The sequence below is a fragment of the Streptomyces sp. NPDC060049 genome, assembly GCF_042736715.1.
Taxonomy (GTDB): Bacteria; Actinomycetota; Actinomycetes; order Streptomycetales; family Streptomycetaceae; genus Streptomyces.
Genome location: NZ_JBHWVV010000008.1, coordinates 252,918 through 267,542 on the forward strand (window position 1 = coordinate 252,918; position 14,625 = coordinate 267,542).

12 protein-coding genes and 1 pseudogene are annotated in these 14,625 nt (G+C 74.5%); 9 read left to right on the top strand and 4 right to left on the bottom strand.

The features are described 5' to 3' along the window. The 9 genes and pseudogenes from ACFWBY_RS17510 to ACFWBY_RS17550 form a co-directional block, all read left to right on the top strand. Positions 1-1,349 (top strand): annotated as a pseudogene (locus tag ACFWBY_RS17510) (hypothetical protein); the annotation flags it as partial. 61 nt (positions 1,350-1,410) lie between these two features. After that, on the top strand, positions 1,411-1,836 hold the full coding sequence (locus ACFWBY_RS17515) for a phage tail protein (RefSeq protein ID WP_385342143.1): 426 nt from the start codon (positions 1,411-1,413) through the stop codon (positions 1,834-1,836). Between the two features lie 62 nt (positions 1,837-1,898). Then, complete coding sequence (locus ACFWBY_RS17520; protein ID WP_385342141.1) at positions 1,899-2,633, top strand: LysM peptidoglycan-binding domain-containing protein; 735 nt, start codon at positions 1,899-1,901, stop codon at positions 2,631-2,633. After that, the gene (locus ACFWBY_RS17525) at positions 2,630-4,447 is read left to right on the top strand and encodes a VgrG-related protein (RefSeq protein WP_385342139.1); all 1,818 of its coding nucleotides are present in this window, start codon (positions 2,630-2,632) and stop codon (positions 4,445-4,447) included. The genes ACFWBY_RS17520 and ACFWBY_RS17525 overlap by 4 nt, the downstream gene beginning before the upstream one ends. A 57-nt stretch (positions 4,448-4,504) precedes the next feature. Further along, entirely contained in the window at positions 4,505-4,822 is a 318-nt protein-coding gene (locus tag ACFWBY_RS17530; RefSeq protein WP_385342137.1) for a PAAR domain-containing protein, read from the top strand. After that, positions 4,822-5,244, top strand: coding sequence for a GPW/gp25 family protein (locus ACFWBY_RS17535; protein ID WP_326587580.1), 423 nt, complete (start codon positions 4,822-4,824; stop codon positions 5,242-5,244). Before ACFWBY_RS17530 ends, ACFWBY_RS17535 begins: the two co-directional genes overlap by 1 nt. Continuing rightward, positions 5,244-7,211 carry a putative baseplate assembly protein gene (locus ACFWBY_RS17540; protein ID WP_385342135.1) on the top strand — a complete coding sequence of 656 codons (1,968 nt, stop codon included), beginning with the start codon at positions 5,244-5,246 and terminating at the stop codon, positions 7,209-7,211. The genes ACFWBY_RS17535 and ACFWBY_RS17540 overlap by 1 nt, the downstream gene beginning before the upstream one ends. After that, on the top strand, positions 7,208-7,780 hold the full coding sequence (locus tag ACFWBY_RS17545) for a phage tail protein (protein ID WP_385342133.1): 573 nt from the start codon (positions 7,208-7,210) through the stop codon (positions 7,778-7,780). The genes ACFWBY_RS17540 and ACFWBY_RS17545 overlap by 4 nt, the downstream gene beginning before the upstream one ends. Positions 7,781-8,025: 245 nt before the next feature. Continuing rightward, positions 8,026-8,964, top strand: coding sequence for a zinc ribbon domain-containing protein (locus ACFWBY_RS17550; protein ID WP_385409671.1), 939 nt, complete (start codon positions 8,026-8,028; stop codon positions 8,962-8,964). A 14-nt stretch (positions 8,965-8,978) separates the two neighbouring features. On the opposite strand, the gene ACFWBY_RS17555 is transcribed toward ACFWBY_RS17550, so the two are convergent. The 4 genes from ACFWBY_RS17555 to ACFWBY_RS17570 all read right to left on the bottom strand — a co-directional run bounded on the left by ACFWBY_RS17555 (position 8,979) and on the right by ACFWBY_RS17570 (position 14,454). After that, a complete protein-coding gene (locus ACFWBY_RS17555; RefSeq protein WP_385345001.1) occupies positions 8,979-9,629 on the bottom strand; it encodes a thymidine kinase in 651 nt (216 codons plus the stop codon). A 49-nt stretch (positions 9,630-9,678) separates the two neighbouring features. Then, a complete protein-coding gene (locus ACFWBY_RS17560) occupies positions 9,679-10,884 on the bottom strand; it encodes an alkaline phosphatase family protein (protein ID WP_385345004.1) in 1,206 nt (401 codons plus the stop codon). Beyond that, positions 10,884-11,483, bottom strand: a complete 600-nt coding sequence (locus ACFWBY_RS17565; protein ID WP_385345007.1) for a DUF5998 family protein — start codon at positions 11,481-11,483, stop codon at positions 10,884-10,886. Before ACFWBY_RS17565 ends, ACFWBY_RS17560 begins: the two co-directional genes overlap by 1 nt. Positions 11,484-11,556: 73 nt before the next feature. Further along, the gene (locus tag ACFWBY_RS17570) at positions 11,557-14,454 is read right to left on the bottom strand and encodes a GNAT family N-acetyltransferase (RefSeq protein ID WP_385345009.1); all 2,898 of its coding nucleotides are present in this window, start codon (positions 14,452-14,454) and stop codon (positions 11,557-11,559) included. Positions 14,455-14,625: the final 171 nt, after the last annotated feature.

The following is a 14,625-nucleotide window of genomic DNA, read 5'->3' on the forward strand; positions in this document are numbered from 1 at the left end:
CCGCGATGCCCACGGTCCAGCGCCAGGCAGAACCCGGAGCAGACCGGCCGGCCCCGGGACACTCCACGCCACGGGTCCGCACCGGCCTGGGGGCGCCCCTGCCCGCACTGCCGCCGAGCGCCGCCGTCCCCACGTCCCCCTCGTCCCGATCGGCACGGCCCGCCTCCCCCGCCGGCGTCCGGCGCGCCCTCGCGCCCACGGACGCCGCGCGACCCCAGGGACCGTCCGTCCACGCACCCCTGCTGGGCGCGCGCGACACGCAGCGCCGGACAGGCGAACCCTCCGCGGCCTCCGGGCCCGGCGGCCGCCGTAACAGCGAACCCATTGCGGCCTCCGCGGCCTCCGGCCCCGGCGGCGCGGCCGGTGCTCCCCCGCTCGGCCGGCGGACCACCGCCACCTCGCCGGACCTCCCGACCCCGATGAGCACCGCTCCGTCACCGGCCAGGCCCGGCACGCCCACCAGGCCCCGACGCACCGACAGGCCGTCGCCGGCCCGCGTCGCCGGCCCGCCCCCGCTCGTCGTCGCCCGACCCGTCACGGACCGGAGCGCAACCCCGCACCACGAGCGCGCCACCCCGGCTGCGCCCTTCGCGCCCCGCACCCTCCAACTCCTGGCCGCACGCCCCCTGCCCCTCGGCACCCGTGACATGGGAAGCGCGGCCGCCCCCGCTCCCCGCCCGGCAAGCCGTCCCGTGGTCGCGGCACGCTGGCCCGGCTCGTCCACCGCACCGCGGCAGGTCGACCGAGCCTCCGACGGGCCGCGAGGAACGGCCGCGCCGACACCGGCGCGTACCTCCGGCTCCGTCTCCCCGGGACGCTCGCCGCGTCCTGCGCACACCGTGCGCCCGGCGCCCTCGCCGGTCGCAGCCGCGTCCTTGCCCGTGACCGGCGTGCACGCGCCGCCGCTGGTGGTCCAGCCGTCCGTGGCGGCCGCGTCGGCGGCGCGGCCCGTGCCCGTGCCCGTGGTGCGGCCCGGACCCTCGGCCCCCGCCGTTTCCCCAGCGGCGACGGGCACCACCGCACCGGCGAGCACGCCGCCGGTGCAGCGCGACACCGGTGGCAGCCGGGGCGTCCCCGGTCCGGGCAGTGTCCGGGCCGCCGCGCCGCCGACACGCGGCGGACGCCCGGCCACGGGCACGGGCACGGGCCCCGGCACGCGCACGGGCCCGGGCACCACGGCGGCCGGCCGGCACGAGCGTTCGCGCGAGGCGGTGCCGCAGCAGCAGGGCGGCGACCTCGACCTGGACGATCTGGCACGCCGTCTGCTCGATCCGGTCGCCCGCCTGCTGCGCACCGAGTTGCGGCGCGGCCGGGAACGCGCGGGCAGGCCCTTCGACGGGCGCCGCTGAGCACGCCGAGAACGCCCAGCACGCCCAGCACACGGACTTACGAGAAACGGACGACGGACCGATGACGGACAACATCTTCGCGACCAGCGTGTTCTTCCGGCTGGCGATCGGCGGCAACGACCTTGGCGCCTTCCACACCTGCTCCGGCATGGGCGCCGAAGTCGAGATGGAGAGCTACGCCGAGGGCGGCAACAACGGCTTCACCTGGCAGCTGCCGGGCCGCGTGAGCTGGTCGAACATCACCCTCTCCCGGCCCGTCACCGCCGACACCGCGAAGATCGGCCGCTGGCTGGACGAGACGCTGCGGCGGGTCGAGCCCAAAGACGGCGAGATCGTGGCCCTGCGGCCCGACCTGAGCCGGATCATCAGCTGGCAGGTGTTCGGGATCGTGCCGGTCCGCTGGCAGGGACCGTCCTTCGACCCCGCCAACTCCGCGGCGGCGGTGGAGACCTTGGAGATCGCCCACGCGGGGCTGCTGCCCTCCTGACCGCCCGGCACCCCCCTGTTCGTCCTCTTCGTCGTCCCCCGCTCCGGAAGGGAGTCCACAGCATGGCCTCATCCGCGCGCGCCAGCCGCGCCAGGGCCCAGCTCACCCTCAAGGAGCCCCCCGCCTCGGTGGGGGCCAGGCCCGGCGGGACTATCGCCAAGCTCGATCTCCAGTTCAACCCGTCGACCCTGCAACTGGGCAAGACCACCGAGTGGCGGCGTTCCCCGTCCCGGATGGCGGGGCAGTCGGCGCTGCCCGAGTTCGTGGGCAGCGGTCCCCGCACCCTGAGCCTGGACGTGTTCCTGGACGCCACCGCCACCCACGACAACTCGGTGGAGCAGGCAGTGGAGAAGCTGATGAAGGCGTGCGTGCCGACCCCGGCCAGCCTCGGCCGCAAGAAGCCGGCGAGCCCCTGGGTGCGCTTCGAGTGGGGCAGCGCGCGGACGACGTCGTTCGACGGGGTCCTGTCGAACCTGTCGGTGTCGTACACGCTCTTCGACGTGGACGGCAAGCCGTTGCGGGCCACCTGCTCACTGTCCATCGAGGAGGCGAGCGTCGATCCGGCCGGCCAGAACCCGACCTCCGGCGCACGCACCGCCCGGAGCACGCACATCGTGGTGGCGGGCGACAGCCTGGCGATGCTGGCCTGGCGCGAGTACGGCGACGCGACGGCCTGGCGGGCCATCGCGGAGAGCAACGGCATCGACGACCCCATGGCGCTCGTCCCCGGCAGCGAACTCGTGGTGCCGGCCCTGCAGGAACACCAATACGGCGACGGCGAGGAGGAGCAGCGGTGAGCCCGTCCGAATCCGGGGGCCGGTCGTTCGCGGCCGACCCGATCGTGGAGGCGCCCGGCGAACTGCCGCAGATCTGGGCGGCCCAATTGGTGAGCTGTGTGGTGGACGAGAACGTGGGCCTGCCGGACACCGCGGTACTCACCTACCGCGACCCCGACCACGAGTTCCTGCGCGCCACCGGCGTCACCATCGGCAGCCCCCTGCGGGTGTCGGTGATGACCGTGAAGGGGCAGGGGCGGGAGCGGCTGTTCAACGGCGAGGTCACGGCCCTGGAGATCGACCGGGACCGCACCGGCTCGTTCACCGTCGTGCGCGCCTACTCCAAGGCGCACCGCCTCCAGCGCGGCCGCAGGGTCGTGGCGTACCGGAACATGACGGCCGCCGCCATCGTCCGCAAGGTGGCCGCCGGCGCCGGACTGACCGTCGGGAAGGTGGAGGCCGCGCCGGTGACGTACCAGCAGCTGTCCCAGGCGAACGTCTCCGACTGGGACTTCCTGCAGTTCCTCGCGGGCGAGAGCGGCGCGCAGGTGCGCGTCGACGACAAGGGGTTGCTCCAGTTCACCATGCCCGTGAAGGCCTCCGGGGCACCCGCCCCGTCCACGTCGGCCACGCGCGACCCGATGGTCCTGGAGTACGGGCGGAACCTGCTGGCGCTGCGGGCCTCGCTGTCGGCCGCCGACGGCGCCTCGACGGTGCAGGTGCGCGGCTGGGACGTGGCCACCAAGCGGCCGCTGGTCGCCGAGCAGCCTTCCGTGGTCAGCGACACGGTGGTGCCGGGTCTCAGCCCCCGGTTCGCGGCCCGGTTCGGAAAGTCCGCCGTGGCCGTCACGGACACTCCGTACCGTACGCAGGCCGAGACGACGGCGGTCGCGGCGGCGGCGGCGGCCCGGACCAGCGCCGGTTTCGGCGAGCTGGAGGCGGTGGCCGAGGGGAACCCGCTACTGCGGGCGGGCAAGCCGGTGGCGCTCGGCAACGTGGGGCAGGCGTTCTCCGGCCGGTACACGGCCACGGCCGTGCAGCACGTCCTGGAGCCGCACGGCGGGTACCGCACCACCGTGTGGGTCAGCGCCAGCCCGGACCGCTCCCTGACCGGCCTGGTGACCGGCGCCAACGCGCCGGGACGCGGCCCGCGCATCCCCGGTCTGGCGATCGGCGTGGTGACGGACGTACGCGAGCCGAACGGCTCCCAACGCGGCGCGGTACGCCTGAAGTTCCCCTGGCTCGACGACTCCTACGTCACCGACTGGGTGCGCACCGTCCAATGGGGCGGCAAGGGGGGCGGCGGCGTGGTGAGCCCCGAGGTCAACGACGAGGTGCTGGTCGGGTTCGAGCAGGGACTGCTCGACAGTCCGTACGTCATCGGCGGGCTCTACAACGGCGTGGACCAGCCCTCACCGCACGACGTACCGCTGATCGACAAGACCAGCGGCAAGGTCAACCGCCGTTCGGTGGTGTCGCGTTCCGGCCACCGCGTGGAGCTGCTGGACGCGGCGGCGCCGGGCCCCTCCGGGCTGCGGCTGGTGACCGGGGACGAGCGGCTGGAAGTACGGATGGACGACCGCCGGGACCGGATCGAGCTCACCGTGCGCGGGGGGCGGAACCGTCCGCTGACCTCCGTCCTCCTGGACGCGAAGGGCATCACGCTGGACGCCGGGCAGGGCACCGTGAAGGTGTCCGGCCGTCAGGTGGACATCGACGCCGCCGCCGGGGTCAGCATCGGCGGCCGGTCGGTGCGGGTCTCCGGAACCTCGGAGGTCACCGTCAACGGCGGCCTGCTCGCCGTCCTCAAGGCCCGACTCATCAGGATTAACTAAGAGCCCCTCCATGTCACTTGCCCTTGCACCACCACCGTCTTCCCCCAGGAGCACCCGATGCCAGCCGCAGCCCGTACCGGCGACCCCACCAACCACGGTGGCCGGCTCGCCACGCCGCCGCCCGGCGCCGCCGCGGCGGTGGCGACGGTGCTGATCGGCGGCCTGCCCGCCGCCGTCGTGGGCAGCCTGCACGTCTGCCCCGTCCCGCCGCACGCGGCGCTGGGACCGGCCAACGTGATCGTGCCCAACCCGGCCGGGCTCGCCGCGGGCACGGTACTCGTCGGCGGGCTGCCCGCCGCGCGGGCGCGCGACCAGACCACCTGCGGCGCGATGGTCCTGACCGGCGCCCCGAACGTCCTGATCGGGGGTGTGTGATGAGCGAGCGGTTCATCGGGCGCGGCTGGGCGTTCCCCCTGCGGGTCGGGCCGACCGGCGGGATCGCCATGGTCGAGCGGGAGCGGGAGCTGGAGGAGGCCATCCGGCTGGTACTGGGCACCGCGCCCGGCGAACGGCCGATGCGGCCCGAGTTCGGCTGCGGCATCCACGAGTACGTCTTCGCCCCCGGCGACGGCGACACCGCCGGGCGGGTCGCCCAGCAGGTGCGCGAGGCGCTGGAGCGGTGGGAGCCCCGGATCGCGGTGGACGAGGTCGTCGTGGCCTTCGACTCCGTGGACGCGGGCACCCTCTACATCGATGTGCACTACACGGTGCGCACCACCAACGACCGGCGCAACCTGGTCTTCCCCTTCTACACGATCCCCTCCGAGGAGGGGGCCGAGGAAATGGTCGCGGACTGATGGCCCTGCCCTCCCCCAACCTGGACGACCGACGGTTCCAGCAGCTCGTCGACGAGGCGAAGCGGTACGTGCAGCAGCGAGCCCCGGAGTGGACCGACCACAACGTGTCCGACCCGGGCGTCACCCTGATCGAGACGTTCGCCTACCTCGTGGACCAGCTGCTGTACCGACTGAACCGGGTCCCGGACAAGAACTACCTGGCGTTCCTCGACCTGTTGGGCATCCAGCTGTACCCGCCCTCGGCCGCCGCCGCCGACGTCGACTTCTGGCTGTCGGCGCCCCAGCCCGACACGGTGACGCTGCCCGCGGGCATCGAGGTGACGACCGCGGCCGGCGAGAGCGAGGACGCCGTGGTGTTCGCCACCACCGACGATCTGCGCATCGTGCCGAGCGAGTTGACGCGGCTGGTCACCGCGCCCCGGACCGGTGAGCTGACCGACCGGACCGGCGCCCTCGCCGAGGGCCGCGACGTACCGTGCTTCCAGACGACTCCCGAGCCCGGCGACGCACTGCTGTTCGGCCTGCCGACCGCGGCGCCGCGCTGCGTGGTCGCGGTCCGCTTGGACAGCCGCGTCGAGGGCGTGGGCGTCGACCCCCGCCAGCCCCCGCTGGTGTGGGAGGCGTGGGACGGCGGCCGGTGGCAGCGCTGCGAGACCGCCTCCGACAGCACCGGCGGTCTGAACCGGCCCGGTGAGGTCATCGTGTACGTACCGGCCGGGCACGCCGCGTCGCTGATCGGCGGGACCCGCGCGGGCTGGCTGCGCTGCCGGGTCACCGAGGCGGAGCCCGGCCAGCCGTTCTACTCCGATTCCCCGACCGTGCGCGAGGCCGCCGTCTTCACCGTCGGCGGCACGATGACCGTGGAGCACGCCGAGAGGGTGAGCGACGTACCGCTCGGCGCGTCGGAGGGAGTGGCGGGGCAGACCTTCCGGCTCGGCCGCCCACCCGTGCTGCTCGACGGGGAACCCCCGGTGGTGGAGGTGTCCTCCCCCGGGGGATGGCAGCGCTGGGACGTGGTGGAGCACTTCGGCCGCTCGGGGCCCGGCGACCGGCACGTGCGCGTGGACGCGAGCACCGGCGAGTTCACGTTCCCGCCGGTGCTGCGCGAGCCCGACGGCACCCTGCGCCCCTGCGGGGCCGTACCGCCCAAGGGCGCCCAGGTCCGCGTGGCCCGCTACCGCACCGGGGGCGGCCCGGCGGGCAACGTCTCCCGCGGCGCGATCTCCGTACTGCGCAGCTCCGTCCCGTACGTCGCCCGGGTCGCCAACCGGGAGGCGGCGCGCGGCGGTGTCGCCGGGGAGACGATCGGCAACGCCAAGCTGCGGGCGCCGCAGGCGCTGCGCATGCAGGAGCGCGCCGTGACAGCCGAGGACTACGAGACCATCGCCCGCCAGGCGGCTCCCTCGGTGCGCCGGGTCCGCTGCCTGCCCGCCGCGGACGGCGGGGGCGGCGCGGGCGCGGTACGGGTCCTGGTGGTGCCGGACGCCGTGGCCGACGAGGGCGACCGGCTCCGCTTCGAGCAGTTGATCCCCTCCGACCAGGTGCTCACCACGATCACCGAGGCCCTCGACGAACGGCGCCTGATCGGCACGCGGCTCGTCGTGGAGCCGCCCGTCTACCAGGGCGTCACCGTGGTCGCCCGGCTGTCGGCCCGCGCGGAGGACACCGACCTGGTGCGCGATGCGGCGCTCGCCGCGCTGTTCCGGCACCTCGACCCGTTGCACGGCGGGCCCGACGGCGCCGGCTGGCCGTTCGGGCGGCCCGTGCAGTACGGCGAGGTGTTCGGCGTGCTGCAACGGGCCGTCGGGGACGTGCTGGTGGAGGAGATCCGGCTGTTCGCCGCCGACCCGATCACGGGGCGACGCGGCTCCCCGGTCGACCGGATCGACATCGGCTCCGGCGCGCTGGTCTTCTCCTACCAGCACCAGGTGGTCGTGACGGCGCCGGAGCCGCAGGTGCGCGGATGAGCCGGGCCGCCGTCCCCGGCCTGCCCAGCCGGCACCCGATCGGCGAGCAGCTGCCCGCGCTGTACGCCGACGACGACTTCGCCCAGCGGTTCACGGCGGGGCTGGACACGGTCCTGGCGCCGGTGTTCACGACCCTCGACAACCTGCCCGCCTACTTCGATCCGCGGCTGGCGCCGGCCGACTTCCTGTCCTGGCTGGCCTCGTGGGTCGGCGGCGTCGACGACCCGCGGTGGCCGCTCGAACTGCGGCGCGAGGCGGTGGCGCGCGCGGTGGAACTGCACCGGTGGCGCGGCACGCGGCGCGGTCTGATCGAGGCCCTGCGCCTGGTGCTGGGCGTGTCCGCCGAGGTCGGCGCGGACGGCGGGGCCGCCTGGTCCCGTACGGCCGGTGCCGAGCCGCCTCCTCCCCCGCCCGACGAGGTCCTGGTACGGGTGTGGCCGCGCCGCGGGGTGGAGGCGCACGAGGTGGACGCGGAGCGGGTGCGTTCGCTCGTCCGCACCCTGTGCCCCGTCCACACGGTCTGTCGGGTGGAGGTCCTTTCCGGGCCGCCCGCAGGTGAAGGGAGGTGACGGCGTTGCGTGCGTGTCCCGCGTGTGGGGCGTCCAACGGCGTGACGGAGGACTTCTGCGGCAACTGCGGCGCCTACCTGGGCTGGTCGCAGGGCGCTGCTCCCCGCACCCCGGAGCCGGTGGGCCGGCCACCCGCCGAGGCGGAGCCCGACCCCGCGGGTCCCTCAGGCGCAGATCCGTCCCCGCCGGAGCCCGCTGCCACGCGGAGACGGCCGCCGGGGGCCCGCCCGGCCGGTGGGGAGGACATGTCCGCCCGCGGGACGCGCGATGCGCGGAGCACCCCGCAAGCACCGCCCGCCGCCGCACCTCCCGCCTCCCCGGAGGCAGCCGCTCATCAGGCGGCCGCCCCGCCGGCCGCCCCGCCGGTCGCCCCGCCGGCCGCTCCCCCGGTCGCCCCGCCGGTCGCCCCGCCGCAGCCCGTCCGGCCCGCGAAGGCCGTGGCGCAGCGCCCGGTCGTACGCCCCGCAGCGAGGACCGACGACGCGGACGGGCTGCCGTGCCCCGCCTGCGGCGCGCCCAACCCGCCCGACCGCCGCTTCTGTCGCCGCTGCGCGGCGCCGCTGACACCCACCACCGCACCGGCTCCCCTGCCGTGGTGGCGCACGACCTGGCCGTTCCGCCGCCGCACACGGGCGGGCTCGGGCCGGATGGTGCGCTTCCTGGTGACCCTGACCGTGGTGCTGGCCCTGTGCGCGGCCGGCTTCCTGATGCTGCCGGCCGGACGCCACCTGCTCGAGGACGCCCGGGACAAACTCGGCAGGGCCAAGGCTGTGACCCCGACCCGCGTGGAGGCCGGCGCCGAGCTGCCCGGACACCCGGTGAGCCACGCCACGGACGGGCTCAGCAACCGCTACTGGGGCGCGCCCGGCCCCGGCACCTCGGTGACCTGCACCTTCGCCAAACCGTTCCGCCTGGTCGACGTCATCATCACCAATGGCGCCTCGTCGTCACCGGAGGAGTACGCGCAGCAGGGGCGGGCGCTGCAGATCGACATGGAAGTGACGGCACGGGACGGCCGGACGGTCCGCAAGAAGCTCACCCTGAGCGACAAGCCCGGCCCGCAGACCTTCCCCACCGGCATCAGCGACGTGACGACCGTCCGTCTGACCCTCGCCGCACCGGCCGGCTCGGCCCCGGACCGCCATATCGCCCTGGCGGAGGTGGAGTTCTTCCAGCGGAGCTGACCGTCCGGCGCGGGTCAGGCGTGGTTGACCGGGAGGACGTCCGGGGAGAGGGCTCCGGCGTGGGCCGCGGCGCTCGTCATCCGCTTGCGGTGGTGGCGGCGGCAGAGGACCTCGTAGCCGATCTCCCCGGCCGGGCGGTTCACGTCACCGACCACCACCTGGGCGCCCTCGACGACCATCTCACCGCCCACCGTACGGGCGTTGTGCGTGGCACGCGCTCCGCACCAGCACAGAGCCTCGACCTGGAGCTGCTCCAGGCGGTCCGCCAGCTCGATCAGGCGCTGCGAACCGGGGAAGAGCTTGGTGCGGAAGTCGGTGGTGATGCCGAACGCGAAGACGTCCAGGCCGAGGTCGTCGACGATGCGGGCCAACTGGTCGATCTGTGCGGGCGCGAGGAACTGCGCCTCGTCCACGATCACGTAGTCCGCCTTGCCGCCCTGGGAAAGCTGCGCGACCAGGTACGCGTACAGGTCCATCCCCTCCGGCGCCTCCACCGCCTCCGTCACCAGACCGAGGCGGGAGGACAGCTTGCCCTCCCCCGCCCGGTCGTCCCGGGTGAAGATCACACCCTGAAGACCCCGCGCGTCGCGGTTGTGGGCGATCTGGAGAGCCAGAGTGCTCTTTCCGCAGTCCATCGTTCCGGAGAAGAACACCAGCTCGGGCATGGGGAGTACAGGGCCTTTCGACGAGTCTTGGGGGATGGGGGGAGGCGGTTCAGGAGCGGATCTCGAGCAGCGGGACGAGCTGCTCGGCCGCGGTCATGGAGCCGTGCATTCCGGCGAGCGCCGACTCGTTGGGCTCGGCCCGGGAGGCGGTGATCGCGACATCGGCCTGCGCGGCCGCGACGACGTCGCCGATCCGGCCGAGGACCCGCTCGTCGCACTCCCCCGGAGCTCCGAACCAGCCCAGTTCCAGGGCTTCTTCGCGGCTCGCGATCCAGAAGCGGTCGCCGAGGACCTCGCGCCACACGGTCAGGACATCGGTTTCGGCGCCCGGTACGGCGTACACGTGCCGGGCCCGGCCCTCACCGCCCAGCAGGGCCACGCCGGCGCCCAGTTCCCAGTCCTCGTCGTAGTCGATCCGGGAGTCCTCGTCGAAGGGGATGTCCACCATGCCGTGGTCGGCGGTCACGTACAGCGCGGTGCGGGGGGGCAGCTGCTCCGCGAGGCGCTGGACGAGCCGGTCGACGTACATCAGTTGTCCGCGCCAGGCGTCGGAGTCGACTCCGTGCCGGTGGCCGGCCCCGTCGAGCTCGCTGTAGTACGTGTACACGAGCGAGCGGTCGCCGGCCGCGAGCCGCTCGGCCGCGAGGTCCATGCGCTCCTCGCCGGTCATCCGGCCGAGGAAGGTGCCGCCGCTCAGCGCGACCTTGGTGAGCGGGGTGGTTTGGAACGCGGGCGAGGACACCTGCGCGGTGGCCACCCCGGCCGCGTCCGCCTGCTGGAAGACCGTCGGGTAGGGCTGCCAGGGCTTGGGCGCGGTCCACGGCTGCCAGCGGAGCTGGTTCATCAGTTCGCCGGTGGCCGGGTTGCGCACGGTGTAGCCGGGCAGGCCGTGCCGCGCGGGCGGCAGGCCGGTGCCGACGGAAGCCAGCGAGGTGGCCGTCGTCGCCGGGAAGCCCGCGGTGATCGGGCGGCCGGTGCCGCCGCGCGAGCTGCCGAGCAGGGAGGTCAGGTACGGGGCCTCGTCCGGGTGGGCCTTGATCTGCTCCCAGCCCATGCCGTCGACCAGGAAGACGCAGTTGCGGTCGGCCGGGGTCAGCTCGGTGATCGAGGCTTCGAAGCCGGGTACGCCCTGGCCGGCCACGAGGGTGGGCAGCAGGTCGGCGAGCGAGCCGGTGCCGTACTGCGGTACCGGGGCGCCGGCGAGGTCCAGGAGCTCCGGCTCGTCCTGCCAGTTCGGCGCCGTGGAGTACGCCATCAGCGGGCGGGGCCGGCAGACGTGGCCGCCGTGGCCTCGGAGAGGGCCTGGGCGAAAAGGAGGGTCTGGCGGACCGCCTCCGGGCCGTCCCCCGCCTCGCTCACGCGCAGGCTGAGGTCGTCGGCGGTGGAGTTGCCGGTGTACCCGTGGTCGGAGTCGCAGTTCGGGTCGCCGCAGGCCGCGGGCTCCAGGTCGATGCGCGAGACCGCGCCCCAGCCGATGGTCAGGACGACCTCGCGGGGCAGGGTGCCCGGAGTGTAGGACTCGGGATTGGCGACGACGCGGCTGAGCACCACGGAGGAGATGCCGGCCAGTTTGACCGACTCGGTGGAGGTGGTCGCGTACGGGGAGGGCGATCCCGCGTCGGCGGCCTGCTCGTCGGTGTGGCTGACGATGAAGCGGTTGCCGGTCAGGACCAGCACGGTGACGTGCCGGCGCACCTCGTTGGAGTCGAAGGTCGTCTCCTGGTGGACCAGGTACGACGAGATCGGCTCGCCGCCCACCGCGGCCTCCACGGCCTCGGCCACGAGGGCCGGGTAGTAGCCGCTGCGCTCGATCGCCGTGCGCAGCCCCTGGGTCGTCGTACCGGATTTCGCCATGAGGTCCATCCTAAGGCCCGTACGGGGCACCCCGGCCGCCCCGGACCTCGGGAGCCGGCGGGGACCGCGGGGCTCAGTAGCTGGGCAGGGTCCGGGGGCCGAGGTCGCCGCGGGCGGGCGGGTGCGCGACGCGGACGGCCGCGCTGAGCACGGAGAGCCCCTCGGTGGCGACGACGACGGGTTCCAGGACCACCCCGACCACCTCGGGGTGGTCGTCGACGAGGCGGGAGAGGCGCAGGAGCAGCTCCTCCAGGGCGGGGGTGTCGACGGGGGCGCTGCCGCGCCAGCCGAAGAGCAGGGGGGCGGTGCGGATGGACCGGATCAGGCCCGCCGCGTCCCGGTCGGTGGCCGGAACGAGCCGGTGGGCGGTGTCGCCGAGCAGCTCGGAGGCGACACCGGACAGGCCGAAGGACAGGACGGCGCCGGCGGCGGGGTCGATGACGGAGCGGACGACGGTGTCGACGCCCCGGGGCACCATCGCCTGGACGACGGGGAGCAGCTCCTGCGGTTTGCCGAGGGCGTGGGTGAGCTCCTCGTAGGAGCGGCGCAGCTCGGCCTCGGTGGTGAGGTCGAGGCGGACGCCGCCGAGGTCGGCGCGGTGGCGCAGGTGCGGGGCGGTGGTCTTGAGTGCCACCGGGTATCCGAGGACGCGGGCGGCGCGTGCCGCGGCGTCCGCGCTGGGAGCGGGGAGGGTGGGCAGGACGCGGATTGCGTACCGGGCCAGCAGCTCGCGCGCGTCGGGCTCCGTCAGGGTCAGCACTTCGTGGTCGGCCACGTCGGCCAGCAGGCGGGAGAGCTGCCCGGCGGCCCCGCTCTCGTCGATGTCCTCGTACTCGGGGACTTGCCCGGCCACGGCGTTGGCCCGCCGCCACTGCCCGTAGCGCACGGCTTCGGCGACGGCTTTGACGGCCCGCTCGGCGGCGGGGTAGGCGGGGATGCCGGCCGGCTCGGACGGGCCGGGTGCGCCGGGGTCCGGGTGGGGCGCTCCCGTAGCCGGGCCGGGGTCGCCGGCGACGGGCCGTGGCGTGGCGGTGCCCGTTGCGGGTCGGCTCCCGCCCGGCGCCCCACCGGAAGCGGGCTCCGGGCTGAACGGCGGGTGGGCCGTCGCGGGCGGGGAGGGGGCCGAGGAGGCCGTCGCGGCCGAGAGGGCTTCGGCGAGGGCGCCCAGCTCGACGTGGACCACGGCCACGGGCTTGCCGGGATGACCCGCCACCGCCTGCCGCAGCGCGTCGGCGAGGTCATCGGCCAGTGCCTGCTCGCTCACCCACGGGATCGCCGTCACGATCACCGCGTCGTTGTCCCGCGAGGCCAGCGCCGCGGTCACGGCCGTGCGGAAGTCCTCCGGCGAGGCCGCCGTCGTCAGGTCCAGCGGCGCCAGCGGGCGCAGTCCCTCCGTCAGGCAGGCGTCGTAGGTGAGCACCCCGAGCGACTCGGAGTTGCCGAGGATCGCCACCCGGGGGCCGGCGGGCACCGGCTGCGAGGCCAGCAGCAGGCCGACGTCCACGAGCTCCGTCACCGTGTCGACCCTGATCACGCCCGCCTGCCGCAGCAGCGCGGAGACGGTCGCGTCGGGCAGGCGGGTGCCGGGGACGAGGTGTCCCGCGGGGGTGTGGCGGCCTCCCTTGGCGACGACCACCGGCTTGACGGCGGCCGTGCGCCGGGCGAGCCGGGTGAACTTCCTCGGGTTGCCCAGGGTCTCCAGGTACATCAGCGCGACGTCGGTCGCCTCGTCGTCGTACCAGTACTGGAGGATGTCGTTGCCCGAGACGTCCGCCCGGTTCCCGGCCGAGACGAAGGAGGACAGCCCCTCCCCGCGCCGCAGCAGCCCGGAGAGCAGTGCGATCCCGATCGCCCCGGACTGGGTGAACAGGCCGACCCGTCCCCGCGCGGGGGCCGGCGCCGGTGCGAGCGAGGCGTTCAGCTCCACCTCCGGCGCGGTGTTGATGACTCCGAAGGCGTTCGGCCCGATCAGGCGCATCCCGTACGAGCGCACCTGGCGCACCAGTTCGCGCTGGCGGTCCAGGCCCTCGGTCCCGCTCTCGCCGTATCCGGCGGACAGCACGACCAGTCCCTGCACCCCGTGTTCACCGCAGGCGGCCACGGCCTGCGGGACCCGCTCCGCGGGGACCGCGATCACCGCCAGGTCGACCGGGGCGCCGATGTCGCCGACGGCGCGGTAGGCCCGTACGCCGTCCAGCAGGTCCCCCTCGATGCCGGGGGCGCGGGCTTCGTTGACGGCGTAGAGGTGGCCGTGGAAGCCGCTGTCGCGCAGGTTGCGCAGGGCGGCCGCGCCCACTCCCCCGCCGGAGCGGCTGACTCCGATCACCGCCACCGATCCGGGGGCGAGCAGCCGCTGCACGGAGCGGGCTTCGGCGCGCTGTTCGCGGGCGCGTTGGACGGCGAGTGACTCGGCGGTGGGTTCGAGGTCGAGGGTGAGGTGGACGGAACCGTCCTCGAAGCTGCGCTTCTGCTGGTAGCCGACGTCCGTGAACACCTTGATCATCTTGGTGTTGGCGGGAAGCACCTCGGCGGCGAAGCGGCGGATTCCGCGCTCGCGGGCCACGGCGCCGATGTGCTCGAGCAGGGCGGAGGCGACGCCGCGGCCCTGGTGGGCGTCCTGGACGAGGAAGGCGACCTCCGCCTCGTCGGAGGGCCCGGTGGCCGGGCGGCCGTCGGAGTCGATCCGGTCGAAGCGGACGGTGGCGATGAACTCCCCGCCGATGGTCGCGGCCAGGCCGACCCGGTCCACGTAGTCGTGGTGCGTGAAGCGGTGGACGTCGCGGTCGGAGAGCCGGGGGTAGGGGGCGAAGAAGCGGTAGTACTTGGACTCGTCCGAGACCTGCTCGTAGAAGCTGACCAGCCGGCCCGCGTCGTCGGTGGTGATGGGCCGGATCCGGGCGGTTCCGCCGTCGCGCAGGACGACGTCCGCTTCCCAGTGGTCCGGGTACGAGGGGTCCGACTCGGTGGTCATGGGGCCCACCTTAAGGCTCGGACGGGCCGAGTGGCCCGGGCGCGGCGCATCGGGCAGGCCGGAGCGAACCAGGGCAAGCTGGGGTAGGTCGAACGGCGGCAGATCGGGGCCGAAGGTCGGTCCGACCATTCCGGGCGTCGTGAGAGACTGGTCTAGACAACCGTAAGAACC